Consider the following 20,370-nt stretch of genomic DNA (forward strand, 5'->3'; position numbering starts at 1 on the left):
TTAGCATTATTAGAAGTTAACTTTTAAACCTACAGAATATGTTCTACCAAAACCATAATAAACAGGAGATGTTTTCCAGTCGTGGTTTTTACCATCATCTGCATCAGTAATATATTCCGTATTCAATAAATTATTTATTTTACATGAAATACGGGACTTTACACTTGCAATAGTAAAGTTATAACCAGCATCTAAGTCAAATAAATAAGCATCTGGAACTTGCCAAGAGTTTATTCCAGCAGCATTGCTTCCAGTTCTGGTTGATGGATCAAAGTCAGCAAAGTTATTACCGAAATAATTACCGTCAAAACCAATGTTAAAGCTGTTAAGGAAACGATAGTTAATACCTAATGCAGCAGTTGTTTGTGCCGAGTTACCCACACTTACATCTTTTATATATGCATTAAACTCACCTATTAAATTACCTTCGTCATCAACTTGTTGAAAACGCACATCATCCATATATTTCCAATCTCCTACTGAAGCCATGGCTCTAATAGTAAGATTTTTGGTTGGTTTGTAAGTAGCTTCCAACTCAAGACCCATATGTCGTGAATTAAGACCTAATAAGTTGTATGTTTGATCACCTACTGATCTTGATAAGCCTTGGTCTCTCCACTCAGTATAATAGTAACCCAGTTTAGCATTAAATACTCTCGACCTGTATCCATAGCCTCCTTCAAAAGTCATTACTTTTTCGTATTTGGCATCATCCAGAATATCATTTGTGTAACCATCAAATACAAATTTTACAAATGGTGAGCGTGTAAAGTAACCTGCATTTACAAATACATTGTGGTTATCATTAATATTATAATTTGCTCCACCTTTTACACTCCAATCTGCAAAATCAACCCAATCAGACTTATAATTATCGGCCGCATATTGAAAATAGTCAATACGACGTACATTTTGATAAGATGCCGTTGCAGATATAAATGCTGTAAAATCACTTAACGAAATCTCAGCTTGACCAAATAACCCGTTTCTTACCACTTGCATATCGTTATGGTAGTTTATTTTGTCTCCTTCACGTAAAGCCTGCTGTGTAGGTCTGTTTATGTTATTATCATCAATATAAAACTGAGAACCTAATAGGTCATCAATTTCTTCGTAGTGACTACCTACATAATATCGAGAATCTAAACCGAAAGTAAGGCTTATATTATCTACGGCAGTATTGAAGGTTGATAATAATCCGTACCATTCGTGACTATTGATAGAATTACTTGCTACAAAGTCGCCTTTGCCGTTAATGTCATTGTTATGTTCTGTTACTTGATCCCAATCAATTAAGCCATCACCATTACGCCATTTCATAAAAGACTGACTAAATTCGTGGTTATTTCTATCGTAATCTAATTCAGCAGCTTTGTCTCCTCGTATACGGCGTCCTCCACCTGACGAAATAGAAGCATATACCGAAGTACTTAAGCTTGTAGTTGAGTTTATATCCCAATAGTGATTAATTGAAGCCTGTGGTTTGTGGTAGAAGTTATATCCATAGCTACCACCATAAATTTCACCATTTCTTATACCATATTCGGTATTTAATTTAGCTCCTGAGTTATTTGAAAATGGTAATTGCTCGTTTTTATTTTCATAGGTAGAAATTAAATGCTTATTACCACGTTGTCCGTGCCACTGCGGTGCTCCAAAAATTTGGAATGACAGACGATGATCATCATTAATAACCTTGGTTATATTTGCAAAATAGTTATATCCTTGAAAGTTAGTTCCGTTTATATATCCATCTCCCCTAACAGTTCCTCCTAATAAGGTTATGGCCCAACCATTTTCCATTAAACCTGTAGAAACATTAAAGTTAAATTTCTTATATCCATCATTACCCATGCCTGCATAAAACGAACCACCTTGTTCTGCATCTGCACTTTTTGTAAGAATATTCATTGTACCGCCAACTGAAGAAATAGCTAATTTAGATGCCCCTAAACCACGCTGAACTTGCATTACCGAAGTAACATCACTTAAACCAGCCCAGTTTGAGAAATAAACTTTACCATTTTCCATATCGTTAACAGGAACTCCGTTTACCAGAACACCAATATTACTCGTGTTAAATCCACGAATGTTAACACGAGAATCACCAAAACCTCCAGATCCTTTAGTTGCATAAACCGAAGGTGTTGATTTTAAAATTTCTGGAAATTCCTGATTACCCAATTTCTCAACAATTACTGAGGCAGGAATATTAGAAATGGCCACAGGCGTTTTTCTGTCGGTTGCAAAAGAAGCTACAACAGATACTTCTGTAAGGCCTACTGTCGAAGGTTCAAGCTTAATAGCTTCTAAGTCTAAATCACCTTCTAGGGTGATCATTTTGTTCTGATCTATGTATCCTAAGTAAGTAAATACTAATTCATACTTTCCGCTTTCAAGAATTAACTCAAAAGTACCATCTAAAGAAGTAACTGTACCTACTCCTTTGTCCGACTTTAGGTAAACTGCGGCACCAATTAAAGGTTCGTTAGAACTGGCATCAACCAATTTTCCGGATACTTTACCTTGAGCAACTATCGCTAAAGGAAGGGCCAGTAATAAACCAACCACATAAAGCTTCGTGATAAAATGTTTCATTATTGAATAATTGAATTTAGGTTGTTATGTAACTTTTATAAAGCAATGCAAAGATATAAATTTTTACAGCGCAAATATCACTAAAACCGACCGACAAGTCGGTTTAATTATCTTTAAGTATGTGTTAAGCTAATGTTATTAAGGGTTGTGGTATTGACGTAATCTTTTAATTAATTATTGCACAGAGGATTGGTGAGTGTTAAATGATTTTAGTGAATAAATATTAAATTATTTAAAAATGTAGGGGTGTGTATAAAAATGCATATAAAAACATGCTATTTGTCGGTTGCAAAGGGGGTATGATTGTAAAAGTTTAGGATTATGCGAGCAATGTGTCCTATCTGGAGGCGCCATTCCAATATAAATCAAAAGCTTCATCAAATTCCGTTCGGAATAAACTCATAGGATTAGCTTGAGATAAGAAGTAGTTGGCTGTTGACCTGGTAAATGCAAAGTCGAAAAAGGTAATTAACTGTGTGTTATAGTTTTTCATTACACCCATATTCACCTTTTGCATAATGTTTTTCTGCGGTCCGCTTAAGGTATCTCTTACGGATAAGGCATGTACTTTAATATATGGACTAGCTTCGAAGCTATTGATATAGTGAAATTTACTTGGGTATTTGATAAACCAGCTGACAATTTTTCCAAATACATCCTTGGTGTAAGCAAACGGATCTTCTTCTTCCGACATTTCCGAAACGCATTCTTTTTCAATTTCGAACATCAAGGTTTTGTAAATATCTACAATAAGTTGGTCTTTGCTTTTAAAGTGATGATATAGTGTTCCTTTGGCGATGCCAATTCTGCTAATTAGTTCGTTGGTAGAGGCCGAAAATCCTTTTGCAACAAATAATTCAATGGCACCATTTAGTATTACTTCCTTTTTTTTCATCACTACTATATTTATGATTCGGTTTTCTTATTAACAAAATATTATCTTATGAAGACGCTGCAAAAATAGTAATATTTTACTTTGAAAAGTTTGAATAAAATGATTTAACGGAAAGATAACACTGGTATTATTAAAAGTGGAGTATTTAATAAATAGGGTAGGAGCGTCAATTATAACAAACAAAAAAGGTTACCCTTGTTCAGAGTAACCTTTTAGTATAATTTAGAAATAAAGATTTATTCCACAGGAATATCTTTATTTACGTTTTTCCATCCAACAAGGGCATACCATAATAGATAAGCAAGTGCAGCTACAATTACCCAGTATGATGCCATGTAACTAAAAGTTATATCAGCTACACCACCTTGAATTAGTGGTAAAATTCCACCACCACAAACCATTACCATAAATATACCTGCTCCCATTTCAGTATACTTACCAATTCCTTCAACAGCAAGGTTAAAAATACCGCCCCACATAATAGAGGTACATAATCCACAAAGAGCAAATAACATAACAGAAAGAGGTACCGTTTGTAAACCAAAGCTAATATCAGCTAAAAATACAGGCATCCCAATAGTTACTGTTTTAGGCAATAAAATACCTACGCCAACAAGAAGTAATCCTAAACTAGAAACAAATAATAACTGTTCTTTAGCGGAGAATTTTGCGCCTAAAGCGCCTCCTAATAAACGACCTATTAACATTAAAAACCAGTATGTTCCAACAACAGTACCTGCGGCAGCAGGATCAATTCCCATACCAGCAGCTTCTCCAGCAGCTGGATTAACAGGGGCAGTAAGGAAAAGATTCATGAAGTTTGGAATACCAACCTCAATACCTACATATAAGAATATAGCAATGGTACCGTATACAAAATGACGGAATGACATTGGGCTGTGTTCATCTTTTACTTTTGAAGCACTTGCTTTTGCTAAACCTGGTTCTGGAATTTTTACAGCAGCTAACACCCCAAATGCAACTAAGAAAATAGCTAATGCAATTTGTAAGGCAGGAATAGCATCTCGCAATGAAGTTTCTCTCGTTATTGTACCGATTAATGCACCTCCTAAAATAGGAACAATAGTAGCAGCCATTGAGTTTAATGATCCTCCAAACTGAATTAATTGATTTCCAGTTTTACCACCACCACCAAGTGTATTTAACATTGGATTAACTACTGTGTTTAACATACACATAGAAAAACCAGATACAAAAGCACCTAGCAAATACACCATGAATATTGGAATAAAGTTATCGCCAGCTTGGTATGGCATATAACCTGAAATCATTTGAATAGCAACACCTATAATACCAACACCAATAGCCGTAAGCGCAGTAAACTTATATCCCTTGTTTTTTAAGATTATCCCAGCAGGTAGTCCCATTACAGCATAGGCAATAAAATTACCAAAATTACCTAATTGTGACATCCAGTTTGGGATACCTTCTTGAGCTTTACAAATTACTCCAATAGGATTAGATAGGCCAGTGACAAAGGAAATCATTGCAAAGAGGAAAAACATCATTACAATGGGTAATACATTACTTTTTTTAGTAGTCATTTTTTTGTTTTAAAGTAGTTTTAAATATTTTTTGGTGAAATTAAGCTTGTGGTAATCTTAATTTCGTTTTAGAGTAGCACAAAAAAGTAGAAAAATATTTACAAATACAAACAATAAGGTGGTTTTCAGATTGATTTTAAATGGTTTTGACGATTTATAATTATCATTCTAAAATAACTATAGGGCAAAAAAAAACCACCCTGAATTCAGGATGGTTTCTATATCGTAAAGTATCTATATTAGATAAACTTATATACGCATGTATGTTTGTATGTTTCTCCTGGTTGAAGAACTGCATTAGGGAAGTTCTCTTTGTTTGGAGAATCTGGGAAAATTTGCGTTTCTAAAGCAACTCCTGCCCATTTTTCGATAGGAGCTCCAAGTTTTCCAGTTTCAGAACTATCAAAATGACTTCCTGTATAAATCTGCACACCCGGTTGGTCTGTATAAACTTCCATTTCACGACCGCTTTCAGGATCAGTTAATCGTGCAGCAATTCTTAAATTACCATCGAAACCACTAATTACAAAGTTATGGTCAATTCCGTCTACTAACTTAACTTGAGCGTCATCGCTATTGCAAGCTTCTCCAATTTTCTTTGTATCAATAAAGTCCATTGCAGTGCCTTTTACATCAGCAATTTCACCAGTTACAGTTCCTAGCTCAGCAGAGATAGGCGTGTATTTGCTAGCGTTTAGTTCAAGCTCATGGTTTTCAACTGTACCTGTACCTGCTCCTTTTAGGTTAAAGTAAGCATGGCTAGTTAAGTTAATAATAGTTGCCTTAGTTGTTTCGGCAGTGTAGTCAATTACAAACTCGTTTTCTTCAGTTAAACCATAGATTACAGAAATAGTAAGTTCGCCAGGGTAATTTTGGTCGCCATCAGGACTTACTAGAGATAACTTATAAGCTTGTGCATATTTAGCGTCAGCATATGGCTCAACATCCCAAGTGCGGCTATTAAAACCTTCGTTACCTCCATGAAGGTGGTTTGGTCCGTTGTTAATATCTAATTGATATTTAGTTCCATCCAGTTCAAATTTTCCATCTACAATACGGTTAGCAAATCTACCGCATAGAGCGCCAAAATAGCCGTCGCCAGCTAATGCTGCATCTACTGTTTCGTAGCCAATAACTACATCAGCAATATTTCCTTTGGCGTCAGGTACATTAATACCTGTAACTTGTCCACCTCTTCCAATAAAGGTAACCTCAACGTTGTTTCCGTTTTTTAGCGTAAAAACATCTGAAGCTTTTGTCATATCTATATTTTATTTTAATTGAACACTTACCAACAAAGGTAAGTGCTCTTTAGGTAGATAACTAGTTATTTTCTAATTTTTGCTCCTTTTAATGCAAAGAAGATAATATATGCATAAAAGAAGAAGAAGAATGCATAGGCAATACCATAATCAGGAGTTGATGAATCGATAGAGCCGTCAGCAAGAACAGTTCCTGTTGAATCAACAACTTTACCCATGATATACATCCACATACCGGTAAATACTACACCTGTACAAATAATACCCGAAGCTAGTTTTGATACACTTGCAGGAATATCCTTCATAGATAAATCAAATAATACCGACCACATAATTGAAAGGAATAATCCTTGAGCAATTAATGGCCAAATAGAAAAGGCAGTACCTTTAGTAATGAAGAAAGTAGCTAATAGAGCAACACATATTAGCGAGTTTACTAATAAAACTTTAGTAGCTACATATTTCTTTAGAATACCAACGCCTAATAAACGACCTACTACAAAACATATAGGGTAAAATGAGAATATTTTTGCTGCAACATCAGCATCTATTCCTACATTTTTACTTGCATAACTTACAAAGTAATTTCCAACACCAACTTCAAGTCCCATATACATACCAATCGCAACAAAACCCATTATTAGGTGAGGGTAGCTCCATGCACTTCTAGAAGGCGTTTCAGAAGCTTCTTCTTCGTCATCTTTAATTACAGGTAAATCAATAAAGAACAATAAAATACCTGATAATATTGAAATACCAGCAAGTACAATAAACATTAGTTTTGCCATGAATGGATCAACTGTAATGTCTGCACCTTTACCACTGATAATGAACGATCCAACAAATGGAGCTAAGGCGGCTGCTACTGAGTTTATTGCCATAGCTAAAGTTAATCGAGAAGCAGATGTTTCAGGTGTGCCTAATGCTATTACATATGGGTTTGCAACAACCTGTAAAATAACAACACCAATTGCTGTTACGAAAAGTCCCCCCAATACCATGCCGTAACTAATGCTTAATGCAGGAATAAATATGGCACAACCAATACCTGTAATAAAAGACCCTATTATTACACTTTTTTTGTATCCCAATTTTTTAACGACTCCACCTACAGGTATTGAAATAATATATGCTCCAAAAAAGGCGGCACTTACTAATTGAGCTTGACTCTCAGAAATTGAGAATTGAGCCTTCATAAAAGGCACAAGGATATTGTTTATCCAGGTTACAAATCCTAAAAGGAAAAGTAAAAATGACATTGTCGCCAATGGCACACCATAGTTCTTATTTGAACTCCCCATAATGTATTATTTTTTTATAGTTAAACGTGTATATAAAAAAACAGTCAGGCATAATTATATACCTGACTGATTATTTTGTTTTTTATTAAAGCGCTAATGCTACAGCTCCTTTAGAACGGATAAATAACTTGTGACAGTTACCTTCGCCAAATACAGACTCTAAAGTTGAGATGTATGTATCAAGCGTATCGTTAGGAACAAAAGCTTGGATAGTACCAGCAAATCCACCACCGTGAACACGCCAAGCTCCTTTACCTTTAAGAACAAGATCACTTAATGCTAATGCAAGTGCTACATTTTGCTCTTTGGTTTTTCCTCCTACAAAAATATTTTGGTTGTAAGTATATGAACTTAATCCAGACTCAATTACTAACTCCAAGAATTTGTCAAATTTGTTTCCTTCTAACGCTTCAACTTGGTCAACTACACGAGCGTTGTCTGCTTGGAAGTGGATAGAACGTAATAAAGCACGGTCACCTACTTTTTCGCGGATAGCAGGAATTCCTTTAACTACATCATCCATTGAAAGAGGACGTAAAACTTCTTGTCCTAACTCTTTTGCAACAGCTTTCATTTCACCAGGAAGTGCATTGTACTCTTCGTCTAATCCACCGTGGCTACCACCTGTGTTAGTAATAACTAATGAATAACCTGTTGTAGCAAAATCAAAATCTAAAGCCTTAACAATTGGGTTAGCTTTATCTTCAAAGTCGATAGTAATAAATCCACCAACAGCACAAGCAGTCTGATCCATTAAACCGCAGAATTTTTTACATGCGTGCTCAGCTTTCTGACCGATTTTAGCATTGTCAACAGGATCTAATTTTCCATCGTTAAATAAGTTACTAAAGATAGCACCAATCAATACCTCAAACGAAGCAGAAGAACTTAATCCAGAACCTTCAGGTACACAACCGTGAATAACTGCATCGAAACCTGCAATTTCTAAACCTAAACCTTTAATCTCTTTGGCAATTGTTCTCACAATGTTTCCAGGAGTAAGCTTAAATTCAGTAACCTCTAACTCGCTTAAATCAACTTCAAAAGGATCGAAACCTACAGAAGTAATTTTAACCTTGTTAGTTCCGTTAGGTGCAGCAACAGCAATGTTATCAAGGTTTACAGCACCAGCAAGAACTCTACCTAATTGGTGATCGGTATGGTTACCCCCAACCTCAGTTCTACCTGGAGAACTTAAAAGAGTTACATCATCATTTCCATAAATGCTTTTAAACTCATCCATGTATTTTGCGTAACGATCAGCTTGTTCTTTAAGTACAGCTGCATCAGTACCATATAATTCCTTAAAAAATGGGTTATCCCCACCGTTCATTTTTTCGATTAACGAACTTATCTGTGCCATAATAATATTGTATTAGAATAATTAATAGTTTTCCAAACTTCATGTTATAGACTTTAATCTATAGCGAAGCATTTGTTAATTTTTATTTATTTATTGCAATTATAGTAAAAAAAACGAATAAAATACCTACCAGTCCCTACTAGTTTAGTTTTTTAACACTTTACATATTTATATTGTCTAGTAATGAGAGTTATAATAAAACAATGCGGCTGTTTTAATAATTTAATTAATCTTAATTGATAAATGCTTTTATATAATTTATGTATTAGAAACAGTTGTTTGTCAACGCTTAGTACCAAAATAGCAAGTATTCTCGTTAAAGAATGTGGTAGAACCAAAACAACAAGATTATGAAAAAGGTATTAATTGTGGATGATGCGAGTGATTGCAGATTAATGATAAAAGGTATGCTTAATAATCAAGGGTTCGGTATTATTGAAGCAGATAACGGTTTTGATGGTTGGAAAAAGATATTAGTCGAAAGGCCTGACCTTATATTCCTTGATTTGCATATGCCTAATAAAAATGGTTTTGAAATACTGAAGGATCTAGAAGAGGAGTGGATGGGTATACCTGTGGTGGTGGTTTCTGGAGATTCTACGCAAAATGCTATAGATTCATGTTTTATGTATGGTGCTAGTGCATATCTGCATAAACCTATTAACAAACAGGCATTTGTGGATGCTTTAAAAGTGTTGGATTAGGTATCATTCTAAAGTAAGTGACTGTTCAATATTTGTAATGTTGTCAACTACTTTAAATATAGATTGTTAAATCTTAGATATGTAATTCTTATTGTGAAAATATCTTAAAATTAAGTTAGAGATACACTTCATGTTATTGCTTGTAATGTGCATTGTATTAGATGAATGAGTGGAGGATATGTGTTTAGTTAGATTAGGTAAATGGATACTTTAATTATTAAAAAGTATTAAAATCGTAACTAAATATGTTGGAAGCCGTTACAGGTGATATATTTGGAAAACTTAATTTATATGATGAAGAAGTTAGTTGTTGTGTTATTCCTTGCTTTAATTGTTGGGAGCGCAAGTGCTCAGGTACAGATTCAAAAAGTGGAGGCCTCTTTTATTGCGAATTTTATGCGTTATATAAAATGGCCAGAGCAAGAATCAATGAAAACATTTACCATTGGAGTGTATGGTAAAAATCATGCCATGTTTAAAGAGTTAACCTCTAGTATTAATGGACGTAATGTAGGAGTGGCTACTATAAACGTAATTGAAGTAGAAAGTGTAGAAGCTGCCAAAGGTTGTCAAATGCTTTTTATACCTAACGGAAAATCGGCTAGAGCAAAAAAGATGGTTGAAGAGTTAGCTGCATCTGCCGTTATGCCAATTACAGAGGAACAGGATTTTATGCCGAAGTTTGCAATGATTAATTTTAAGGTTAAAAATAGTAAGCTTACATTTCAGTTAAATCCAGAATTAGCTAAGGCAAAGCAAATTCAAGTAAGTTCTAAACTTGCTCAAATGGCTTCAAATTAAAGAATATCAAATTTATAATTATATAAAAAGCGATACATTTATTATGTGTCGCTTTTTTTGTGACAAAAAACTAAATTGTAAGTCAATCTTAAATTATATATATCATGAAGATTTTATTAATTAATTACATGATTGAGTCAATTGAAAGCTTGTTTTGTTAAAAAGATTATATTTGTTGCTTGTTTTAAGAATATTCAAAAAATAACTAGAGTTTAATGGCACAATTAGTAATAAAAAGTTTTGATGAATTAGAGGCTTTAAAAGGAAGTGAACTTGGGAAGTCGGACTATCATACAATAACTCAGGATCAGATTAATAAGTTTGCTGAAGCAACTATCGATCATCAATGGATTCATACTGATCCAGAAAGAGCCAAAAAAGAATCTCCATTTGGAAATACAATAGCTCATGGTTATTTAACTGTTTCACTATTGGCCTACTTATGGGAACAGGTTGTGGAAGTTCAAAATATTAAGCTTCAAGTAAATTATGGAATTGATAGCCTAAAGTTTAGTCAACCTGTATTAGTGGATTCCAAAGTGCGATTAGTTGCTACCGTGGTTGATGTTAAAAACCTAAGAGGCGTAGCAAAAGCTAATATTGGAGTTAAGATGGAAATTGAAGGTAGCAAGAAGCCTGCTTTTGAAGGAGAAATTATCTTTTTATACCACTTTAAGTAGTATTTACAGATTTAAGGAATATTAGTAGGGTACCAATAGGGTACCCTTTTTTATTAAAACCAATTTAACCAATGAGTAGAAATCAACTAGTATTAGGACTAACGGTGCTTTTGTTAAGCGTTTTAGGATGTCAGAAAGATGACATAGATCCTCAAGTATTAAAAGTTAACAGGTTTGTTAAGGATAATATGGAACTGTATTATCTATGGGAGGATAAACTACCAGCTATTAATAGCAGTAAGGAGAAAGATTCGAAGAAATACTTCGATAAACTACTTTATAAGAGAATTGATAAGTGGTCATTTATTACGGATGATGTTGATGCCCTAAATAATTATTTTGCTGGCGTTAGAAAAGAATTTGGATATTCAGTGCGAGGTTATTATTTCGAGGAAGGAAGTGAAAGGATTGTTGCTTTTGTTGAATACATTGAACCTGGTGGTCCTGCGGATAGAGCTGGGTTAAAAAGAGGTGACTTAATTGTGAAAATAAATGGCTCTGATATTACTCAAGATAATTATGGACAGTTATTTAGTGCGGAAGCGGTAAGCATTGGATTAGGTACTGTAACTGATAATTCTATAATTGAATTATCATCTTCTGTAAATATGGTATCGGAGGAACTACAGATCAACCCTATTCTTAAAACGGAAATATTTGATGTGGGTGGGATTAAAATTGCTTATTTAGCATACACATCTTTTATTCATGAATATAATGATCAACTGGAAGCTGTTTTTGCAGAATTTAAATCATCGGGTATATCTGAACTTATTTTAGATTTACGTTATAATAGCGGTGGGTCAATTTCCACAGCTCGTTTAATGGCTAGCTTGATTGGTCCTACGTCAAACGCAGGAAAACTGTTTTTGAGAACAGCTTATAATGAGGGTTTAGAAGAAGCAATTAAAAATGAAAACCCGAGTTCATATACGGAGTGGTTTGAAGACTATTTTGAGACAAACCCCAATAACCTGGGTATAGAAAATCTTTATGTTTTAACCACGAATGGAACTGCATCAGCTAGCGAAATGGTAATTTATAGTTTATCTCCTTATATAAATGTAGTTCAGATAGGGGAGCAGACACATGGTAAATATTATGGCTCTATTACTATTGATGATAAAAAAGAGCATAATTGGGCTATTCAACCAATTATAATGAGAGCTGAAAATGTAGACAATTCAATTGATTATAGTCAAGGCTTAATTCCAGACGTAGAAATGAATGATAATTATATGTATGAATTAGGTACAAAAGAGGATGTGTTAACAGCTAAGGCTATAAGTCAGATTACTGGAGTTACTTCTAAAAGTTTAGAGGGACTAAAGTCTGCGTCTAAAAGTTTAGGTGAGCCATTATTGCGTACAGAAGGAGTTAAGCATCCTTTAAAGTATGAAATGTATATTCATAAATAGATAGAGGTAATTGTAATAATTAATATACCTATAAATTAGCTGCATGATTTGTGTTTTTTAGTTGTGTGTAGCATTATAACTAATAGTTATGCTCACCCTCTTCATACCTGGACATACTATACGAATGTATTTTATCACCGTCTAACTTTGTCTTTAAAGCTCTTGGGTGAATATCCAAATGCTTTTATAAAGCTCTTCTGAAACTGAGCATAACTACCAAATCCGGCAGAAAAAGCTGCCTCGGAAATAGTAAGGTGAGGCGAGGAGGAATAAATCTGTTGAAAGTATTCCAAGCGTTTTTGGTTTCTATACAGAATTAATGTAGTACCAATTTGAGCATGAAACAATCGGCTTAATCGTACTGGGCTTAAATGGCACTCTTGTGCTAGGTCGTCAAGATTGTACTCTAAAATAGCAGGGTAATTTTCTTGATTGTTTAATTTTAAATAAGCAGTTTCAACCGAAGGATGTAATTGTATTTACTCGTAAAAGGTGAGTATCTCAAAACAATAACAAAGAGCCCAACTTCCAAATTTATGCTTATAGCCCATGCTCTTTATTTATTATTGTACATAGTTTTTTATCTCATTAATTTTATTCTCTATTCTTCTAAATTCAATTATTTCATCCTGAATCTCTATTTTTATGGTTGTTTTCTTCCAGTACGGAGATAACCATGTCATTGCGGTTCCTATATTATAAACATCATTGTCCACTAATAATAGTTCAACGCGATGTTTAAAAGAGAAACTATCTTTATAGAATTTGGTAATTTTCTTTTTTGCAAGTCAACAAGTTAAAGAACAAATCAACAGTTTCATTTAGGTCATTATATTCCGGATTACAATGAACGTGTGTCATCCCATAACCAACAGTCAATTCTCTTGTGTCTGACATAATCCCAATTCCCGTGTCAGCTATTGAAATATGGTTCTCTTCTTTGTTTTCTAATAAGTCATTAGGGAAAATATGAATCAATAACTCCTTAATTTTCTCAAAAACTGTTTCATGTCTTTCCATTCTATTCCCATATTTCCTTTAAATCTGCTTTCTTGTAAAGCTTCTTTATTTCTTTATCTATTTTTCTATTCGCTTGCTGATAATCACGTTTAGACCATTCTGCACCAAGACAATTTACAGATTTATCAACCATTATTAGTTTTAATAATCTATAGTTAGTTATTATGATTGTTTCATCTGTCAAACCAATATATGAGAACTTTAAAGTATCACCTATTTCAGCGTTTATTTTAAAAGATCCATTTTTATCAGTCCGACAACTTTCTTTTGTGTTTATATTGACAATGTTGACCGCAAGTAGGCTGTTGAGTTTTTTATCTTTTATTTTTCCTTTAATCATAGTTGATTGACCTAGAATGGGAAAAGTTATCAGAATTAGAACTAGGAATATTTTTTGTTTTTTCATTCCGTTTTTATTTTGCATGTCATTCTTCTATATTATCACGATTGCCAATTGCGTTATACTAGTTTTTTTGTAAGCCGTATTTATTTACTCATGAATCATTATCTACAATAATTCTTGCCACTAGTTAAGCTTATACTTTTTGATATTACGAAACCAAAATTGAGAGAGTTTTAGTCCAATTGCCAAAACAACCCAATGTGATATAGCAATAATTGCAATAATAATTGGCGCCATTACTATTGAAATTAATAGTCCTTTTATCCCTGTATATTGAGTTTCGTTTAAGGTGGCAGGTACAATTCCACCTAAAGCTAAAAGCCCAAAAATTATAGCTATTGGAATATAGAATGCAGTGCTAACAGTAATGATAAACTTAAATAAATCACTTGCTGTCAATGTTAAAATCAATTCTTTCGCTTTCATATTTTTTATATTTTCTGTGATTCATGAATTTCTTAAAGCCATAATCAAGAGAATTGTGATTAATGTCAAATTCTACAATTTCGCTATTGCGTGTATGTTAGCTGAAACTAGATTCTAGATTTGCTGTTGTCTGTGGGGGCATGGCTCACAGTTTTTTTAATAAGTGGTTAACCTTTCATATTAATGCCAAATCTAAGGTTTGGCGGTGCTCACCATACTCCACATCCAAAATATCACTGAATCCGCATGGATTTATTCCTGATTGTTGTGATGTCGTGATTCTTTAAAAAAGTTCATTTATTTCAATTTCAAAGTAATTGGCAAATTCCATATTAGGTGTACCGTTTGCATCGAAATCAAGAATTATATTATTATCTATAATTGTAACAGTGTCATGTATGAAGCTATTCCAATATGGTCTATTTATAAAAATTAGTTTATTACCTTCTATTTCATAAGTTCCATTGAAAGACTCTTTACCAAATATATTATTGGTTTGTAATTCAAACTCTTTGTTTTCCCTTAACACAAGGGTCATTCCAGACAAATCATCTATTAGCCGTGCTTGAAGAACTTTCTTGCTTTTGAATACTTCCCAAGTCTGGCTATCAATGATAACAAGAGAGAGTAAGATTCCAAGTCCAAATAAAATTGATTTTTTGTTCCATTTGATAATTGAAAATCCAAGAACAATAGCAAACACAACTCCCAATAGAGCAATAAGTATTTCCCCTAAAATCCATAACTCTTTTACCAAGTCATTCTTGAAAATGTAACTTAAGATTAAAAGGAGCCCTGTTACTATAATTGCCTTACTTTGTTTCATCTAGATATATCTTTCTCTACGGATTGGGGGAATGCAGCACAACGTTCCGGCTATGAAGCGCAGAAACGGTTTGGTTGGTTAGGCCTATGCTTTATAGCCATTATTAGGCACTTTATTTATTTCGTATCCAACTTGAACAGGTTTTAATAATTCTTCCGATTCAAGCTTGACAAGCAATTGTTTTAATTTGTTCATTCTGGTTTTTTGATCATTCATCCAGTTCTTATCCGAAATGGGAGCACCAATTAAACCTAAAATACTTTCTGGTGTTAAAATTGTTTGCTCATTTCTGTGGTACAGCTCTATTACCAGATCTTTGATATTATTATCTGTAAGAGTTTCGGGGTCTACCTTTCCAATTGCTGAATGCTTAATCCAAAGCGGTTCAAACGTTTCATCATTGGTCTTCTGTTTTCCAAAGGATTTTAAACCTTCAAGTATTTTGTCATCTTCAATGTGAAAAGTGGTTGGGTGAGGATCAGATGGTCTTGCTGCAACAGTCACTAATTGACCTAAACGAAAGTCTGGGTTGTCTCTCCAAACTCTTTCAAGTTCCTTAAGTATCTCTGGTATTCTGTTTATATCTCTCACTTATTTATAGATTATTCTGAATCATCAATTATCTCCGTCAAATTAAGGTCTAAGTCTTTCATTACTTGATCAACATCATATTCGAAATCTTTTGGAATGTTGACAGTAGCTATTCCACCAAAGTCAACTTGCCAAAACCCACCTCTTTTCCCCAATTCATCACCTAACATCCTATATTCAGATTCTTTGTATTTAGGATTCAGGAAAAAACGTCTTGTTATGAAATCAGAGTGCTTAGTAATTCTGATAATTACATGCTTTCCTTCAGCGTTAATTCTAGTTACAAATTCTGTTCCTAGGGTCAAGCGGCAATTCCAAATGTCATTATCAGTCATTCTGAATTTATTTTCAGCTAGTTGTTCAACATACATGGTTGCAGTTGACCTTTCTCTTTTGTCATAGAGTTCTATTTTGACTTCTTTGCTATCCATATATTATTCTGACTAACGTCAAATTTTCTGTTTTGTATTTTCTTGATAATTTGCACGTTAGCAAAAGAAATAAATAAACCTAAAAAGGTATTGATTAACTTGCTTCAAAAAATCAATACTTCAGGTTTATAGGGCGAATTGTGCCCAACGTTTACTGGATGAAGCGTGCGGAGATTTAATGAATCAAACCATCCAAACTGCTCCAGAGCCAAAGCTTTTATTTGTTTTTATCATTTCATTATTAAAGCCAAATCAAAGATTTGGCGGTATTCAAACTCCCCAAACAACCTCCAAAACAACACTGAATCCTAAGGGCTTTATTCCAGATTGTTAGCGGTTGTTATTTCATTTCAATTGTTTCAACTGTCCTTTTATACTTGTCCAAATAGTTATTTAGGTCTTTATATGCACTTCCTAGAAAAAGAATACATTTTTGGTTCCCAATTATTATAGCTTGATACATAATTCCATTTTTATTTTGAAACTTTATTTTCGTCTCAAGTACAAAAGCTGTATAATCTCCAATTTTTGTTTCAAGCATTTCTTTGTTATTAAGCTGAATCCCACTTCGTTCATATCTCCATGGCAAATCCTTTGCAAATGTTTTGGCTTTTTCTTCAGTCATTTGAGGCATAATGCCAATATTCATAGAATTCGAGGTTGGGTTTTGTGCATCACTTTTACCATTCTCCGCAAACATAAACATGTTAGAAGCAGTCATAGCATATTTAAAACCAGTAATTGATTTATCAAATTCAAAATCGGCAAGTTCCAGTGGGTTTAAGGCAAGCGCTTTTTCATAATAAATTGTTTCAAAAATATCTCGTAATTCTTTTTTGCCGTTAATGTCACTGTCTTTACATACACCTGCAATCATTACAACAAAATTTCCATCGCCAAAGAATAATCCAAGTTTTGTTTCGCCAGCATACTTTGAAGGGCCTTCAGTATAAATACATCCAAATTCGTTCAATTCGATTTCTTTAAAAATATCAACTTTAGCCCCTTTTGATTCCATTACTTCTTTTGACAAATTAGGTTTCGCGTCATAAAAAGATGATGCATTTGATTCTATAACCTGGATGTAAAGTTTTTCATTCTTTTGATACCTTCCCAATTCTTTAATGTATTTATATTCTTCAGGTATTTTAACAAATACTTTAGTGCCCTTAACCCTTTCGTGTTTGTCAGTTTTTGTAGTCTTGATATTGCCTGGGAAATTAGACTGCTTTCCTTGAGCGCATGAACTTAAAAATGTCAATACTAGCAATAATCCTATTATTTTAGTCATAATCTTATTTTTTGAATTGTGTGTGTGTTTAATAACCACCAACGGCTAGGCTATGAAGCTGTACTTTTTTGTGTTGCGCCTGCGGCAAAAAAGTATGCTTTATGAGCCATTGTTGTAAACTGTGCTTTATTCTATTAATTTCTCATTAACTAAGTAGCAATTCCCACGAGTTCTTGAAAGAGCTACATATAATTTATTCTTTGTTCTGTTGGCTAGCATATGTAATGTACCTTTTTTGTAGAGCTTATATGTTGTTGCATTCAATATTATACAAGTATCAATAAAATCGTCTTCTCCTTTACATTCTCCCCAATTTTTTGCTTTAAAATTTCTTTTACTTGCATTGGCATAGACCAATTTTATGATTTCATCATTTTTCAGCACTTCACTTAAAACTTCTTTGTCTTCTATTAAATTTATTTCTGTTTCGTCATCTCTGTGAGAACCTATTTGAATTCCTAAATTCTCTGTTATGTAGCTACAAATTGTTGGACTACATCTCCAGCTCTTATTTAAAGTTTCTAAATCTATGCTAATATTGGATTCTTCATACCTATTTAAGAATTTTGGATAGTCTTTGTATAAATTTCCATTCACATTTCTATCAAAACTAGTAACATAAGTATGCTGATAGAAATCGCCAACAAATAAAAAATTAAGATTTGATTTTGACAGCTCCATTATAAAATTAAAATCGTGACTACCTAAATCCTGAACTTCATCATAATAGAAGTGGTCACAGAACTTCTCTAATCTCAATTTAACATCTTCAACTAAATTCTCATATTCGATTAACTTGGCTAGTCTATTATGGTATGCATAACCAGCATTACTAATGTATTTTTTTATATCTGAATTTTTAAAATAATTAGTATAATCAGGTGAGTTTTCAAGATATATACCCTTGAGGTTGTATTTATAGAATAAAAAAGGCTTTACGCAAAAGCTAAACATGAAATTGAAATAGGTAAATACCTTTATGTTATTTGGCAAATAACCGAACCTCTTTATAGTCCTTTGACGGATTAAATTAGCGTTTGTAACCGTATATGTAACCAAATAAAACCGTTCAGTTAAATTGAGTTTTTTTATTAAGTTGGTTGTTTTGCCAGAGCCAGCAACAGCTAAAATTAATTCTTTATCAACCATTCTATTGCTTCTTTTATATAAGCAGGAACCTTTATATCCGCACTTTTTTTGTCTAATATCTCAAATGCACATTCTGCTTTTTCATCAAGCATAAATTGCTGAACACTTCTTGTTTTCCTAGCAGGTAGAAATAAGTCGTTACAAATATCTGTATTGGTATTAAACATTGAGATTTCAAATGTAGAAACTAAATTGTCTGTTTCAGAGAATACTTGAATATTGGGTGCTTTATAATTAGAATATCTGTCTAAGCAGTTTCTTTGATAGTTTGAATCGTTATCTCTAATCACTGCAGTTTTGATGCTTAGGAGTTTTGATATTTCTAAATATCTTTTAAAACTTGTGCCGTCAACAGAAATTATATGAGAATCAAGTTCATTTGGCTTTTTGCCTGTTACTATCTCAAAAAATCTTTCTAAGAGAATAAATTCAGCATCCCCTTCAACTAGAATAACTTTCTTAGATAAGATAAATTCTAAAATATTGTTGTCTGGGGCTTTCATAAAAAAGCTAGAAGTAGAATCTTCCAAATTAGTTAAGTCGATAGAAATAGAACTATTACTGTTGAGTAAAATTGTATTTCTTAAATCTAACCTTGAACTGATTAAATTACTATGAGTAGCAATGAATATTTGTTTGTTTTTAGAATCATTTATTCTATCTATCAAATTTTTCGTATTCAAATGACTAAGATGATTTTCAGGCTCTTCCAATAAGACAAAATCTAATTCATTTTGATTCTTTTGTAATGCAAATTCTGTTTTTATAAAGCATTGACGTCCTTTCCCTTTATTTTGAATATCAATATTTTCTTCTGTAATTGTTAAGTCGGTAACAAGATTAGATTTTTTATCATTTTTAATGCCAAATTGATAGTCTCCTGTCTTTTTATTTACCTCAGATAGGATGTTCTCCCTATATTCGCTTTTAGCCTTTCTATATTCATTTAAATGTTTATTCCTTTCAGATGGTGTTACATGGCTATCATACAAGGTTTTTATGTATTGATTTGTAGCGTATTCATTATTGATTAGAGTGTTATCTAATAGAATATGCTTAAAATCCTTTCTAAAACTCAAATATGGTTGTCCAGAAAATTTGTGAAATTCAATTGAATAATATTCGAAAGGGAAATTTTGATTTCCTTGTGCTAAGATTTCTGTAATATCTTTGCTTAACTCATCTCGTGGTTCACATATGAGAGAAAGTCCAAAATGGTCAATTCCTAATGAATTATTCCTTCCAAAATAATCATCTTTATCTCCTAGGTTGTCAAAATATAGTTCGACCTTTAATTTAGGTAAGGTTTCGTACGTATTAGTATTAAAAAAACCTTTTACACTATTAGAATTAAAAAGCAAATCTAAACCTTCGGTTTCTATTCGATTTCTACTTCCTCGTAAAGCTAAGTCAATAGCTAATAAAATCGAACTTTTTCCAGATTCGTTGTCTCCAATTAAAACGTTCAAATTTTCCTTAAAATCTATTTCTAAGAACTCAAATTTTTTAAAGTTGAAAAGTCTAAGTTTTATAATTTTCATATTAAGCTGAATCTTTCTTTTTGCATTGTTTACAACGTTTTAGCTATGCGTAGTGCGGAGCTTCGAAGAAACTTCCTTTCCAAACCTGCACATAGCCAAATTTAC

The 20,370-nt window shown here is 33.1% G+C and carries 21 protein-coding genes; 4 read left to right on the forward strand and 17 right to left on the reverse strand.

The window, feature by feature from the left end:
* Positions 1 to 9 precede the first annotated feature (9 nt).
* From A8L32_RS04080 to A8L32_RS04105, 6 genes are all read right to left on the reverse strand, one after another.
* Positions 10 to 2,598, reverse strand: a complete 2,589-nt coding sequence (locus A8L32_RS04080; RefSeq protein ID WP_075590138.1) for a TonB-dependent receptor — start codon at positions 2,596 to 2,598, stop codon at positions 10 to 12.
* Between the two features lie 337 nt (positions 2,599 to 2,935).
* Positions 2,936 to 3,493, reverse strand: a complete 558-nt coding sequence (locus tag A8L32_RS04085; RefSeq protein WP_075590139.1) for a TetR/AcrR family transcriptional regulator — start codon at positions 3,491 to 3,493, stop codon at positions 2,936 to 2,938.
* A gap of 236 nt (positions 3,494 to 3,729) precedes the next feature.
* Positions 3,730 to 5,058, reverse strand: a complete 1,329-nt coding sequence (locus tag A8L32_RS04090) for an MFS transporter (RefSeq protein ID WP_075590140.1) — start codon at positions 5,056 to 5,058, stop codon at positions 3,730 to 3,732.
* A gap of 239 nt (positions 5,059 to 5,297) precedes the next feature.
* Positions 5,298 to 6,320 (reverse strand): aldose epimerase family protein, encoded by a 1,023-nt coding sequence (locus tag A8L32_RS04095; RefSeq protein WP_075590141.1) that lies wholly within the window; start codon positions 6,318 to 6,320, stop codon positions 5,298 to 5,300.
* 65 nt (positions 6,321 to 6,385) lie between these two features.
* Entirely contained in the window at positions 6,386 to 7,621 is a 1,236-nt protein-coding gene (locus A8L32_RS04100) for an MFS transporter (protein ID WP_075590142.1), read from the reverse strand.
* 85 nt (positions 7,622 to 7,706) lie between these two features.
* Positions 7,707 to 8,984 (reverse strand): galactokinase, encoded by a 1,278-nt coding sequence (locus A8L32_RS04105; RefSeq protein WP_075590143.1) that lies wholly within the window; start codon positions 8,982 to 8,984, stop codon positions 7,707 to 7,709.
* Positions 8,985 to 9,334: 350 nt separating this feature from the next.
* Here A8L32_RS04105 and A8L32_RS04110 point away from each other — a divergent pair, with 350 nt between their 5' ends.
* The 4 genes from A8L32_RS04110 (at position 9,335) to A8L32_RS04125 (ending at position 12,587) form a co-directional block, all read left to right on the forward strand.
* A complete protein-coding gene (locus A8L32_RS04110; protein WP_075590144.1) occupies positions 9,335 to 9,688 on the forward strand; it encodes a response regulator in 354 nt (117 codons plus the stop codon).
* Between the two features lie 291 nt (positions 9,689 to 9,979).
* Positions 9,980 to 10,489 (forward strand): YfiR family protein, encoded by a 510-nt coding sequence (locus A8L32_RS04115; RefSeq protein WP_075590145.1) that lies wholly within the window; start codon positions 9,980 to 9,982, stop codon positions 10,487 to 10,489.
* Positions 10,490 to 10,704: 215 nt separating this feature from the next.
* Positions 10,705 to 11,169, forward strand: coding sequence for a MaoC family dehydratase (locus A8L32_RS04120; RefSeq protein ID WP_075590146.1), 465 nt, complete (start codon positions 10,705 to 10,707; stop codon positions 11,167 to 11,169).
* Positions 11,170 to 11,240: 71 nt separating this feature from the next.
* On the forward strand, positions 11,241 to 12,587 hold the full coding sequence (locus A8L32_RS04125) for a S41 family peptidase (RefSeq protein WP_075590147.1): 1,347 nt from the start codon (positions 11,241 to 11,243) through the stop codon (positions 12,585 to 12,587).
* A gap of 134 nt (positions 12,588 to 12,721) precedes the next feature.
* On the opposite strand, the gene A8L32_RS23845 is transcribed toward A8L32_RS04125, so the two are convergent.
* From A8L32_RS23845 to A8L32_RS04175, 11 genes are all read right to left on the reverse strand, one after another.
* The gene (locus tag A8L32_RS23845; protein ID WP_083631174.1) at positions 12,722 to 13,066 is read right to left on the reverse strand and encodes a helix-turn-helix domain-containing protein; all 345 of its coding nucleotides are present in this window, start codon (positions 13,064 to 13,066) and stop codon (positions 12,722 to 12,724) included.
* Positions 13,067 to 13,150: 84 nt separating this feature from the next.
* Entirely contained in the window at positions 13,151 to 13,303 is a 153-nt protein-coding gene (locus A8L32_RS23495) for a hypothetical protein (RefSeq protein ID WP_158027197.1), read from the reverse strand.
* Positions 13,304 to 13,343: 40 nt separating this feature from the next.
* On the reverse strand, positions 13,344 to 13,607 hold the full coding sequence (locus A8L32_RS04135) for a hypothetical protein (RefSeq protein WP_075590149.1): 264 nt from the start codon (positions 13,605 to 13,607) through the stop codon (positions 13,344 to 13,346).
* Between the two features lies 1 nt (position 13,608).
* Entirely contained in the window at positions 13,609 to 14,013 is a 405-nt protein-coding gene (locus A8L32_RS04140) for a carboxypeptidase-like regulatory domain-containing protein (RefSeq protein WP_158027198.1), read from the reverse strand.
* A 120-nt stretch (positions 14,014 to 14,133) separates the two neighbouring features.
* A complete protein-coding gene (locus A8L32_RS04145; RefSeq protein ID WP_075590151.1) occupies positions 14,134 to 14,436 on the reverse strand; it encodes a hypothetical protein in 303 nt (100 codons plus the stop codon).
* Between the two features lie 283 nt (positions 14,437 to 14,719).
* Positions 14,720 to 15,262 (reverse strand): hypothetical protein, encoded by a 543-nt coding sequence (locus tag A8L32_RS04150; RefSeq protein WP_075590152.1) that lies wholly within the window; start codon positions 15,260 to 15,262, stop codon positions 14,720 to 14,722.
* Between the two features lie 84 nt (positions 15,263 to 15,346).
* The gene (locus A8L32_RS04155; protein WP_075590153.1) at positions 15,347 to 15,853 is read right to left on the reverse strand and encodes a hypothetical protein; all 507 of its coding nucleotides are present in this window, start codon (positions 15,851 to 15,853) and stop codon (positions 15,347 to 15,349) included.
* 11 nt (positions 15,854 to 15,864) lie between these two features.
* Positions 15,865 to 16,284 carry a hypothetical protein gene (locus tag A8L32_RS04160; protein WP_075590154.1) on the reverse strand — a complete coding sequence of 140 codons (420 nt, stop codon included), beginning with the start codon at positions 16,282 to 16,284 and terminating at the stop codon, positions 15,865 to 15,867.
* A gap of 340 nt (positions 16,285 to 16,624) precedes the next feature.
* Positions 16,625 to 17,575 carry a hypothetical protein gene (locus A8L32_RS04165; protein WP_075590155.1) on the reverse strand — a complete coding sequence of 317 codons (951 nt, stop codon included), beginning with the start codon at positions 17,573 to 17,575 and terminating at the stop codon, positions 16,625 to 16,627.
* A gap of 126 nt (positions 17,576 to 17,701) precedes the next feature.
* Positions 17,702 to 18,724, reverse strand: coding sequence for a DEAD/DEAH box helicase family protein (locus A8L32_RS04170; RefSeq protein WP_075590156.1), 1,023 nt, complete (start codon positions 18,722 to 18,724; stop codon positions 17,702 to 17,704).
* On the reverse strand, positions 18,706 to 20,265 hold the full coding sequence (locus A8L32_RS04175) for an ATP-dependent nuclease (protein ID WP_075590157.1): 1,560 nt from the start codon (positions 20,263 to 20,265) through the stop codon (positions 18,706 to 18,708). Before A8L32_RS04175 ends, A8L32_RS04170 begins: the two co-directional genes overlap by 19 nt.
* Positions 20,266 to 20,370: the final 105 nt, after the last annotated feature.

The organism is Labilibacter marinus (assembly GCF_001659685.2).
GTDB classification, from domain to species: domain Bacteria; phylum Bacteroidota; class Bacteroidia; order Bacteroidales; family Marinilabiliaceae; genus Saccharicrinis; species Saccharicrinis marinus.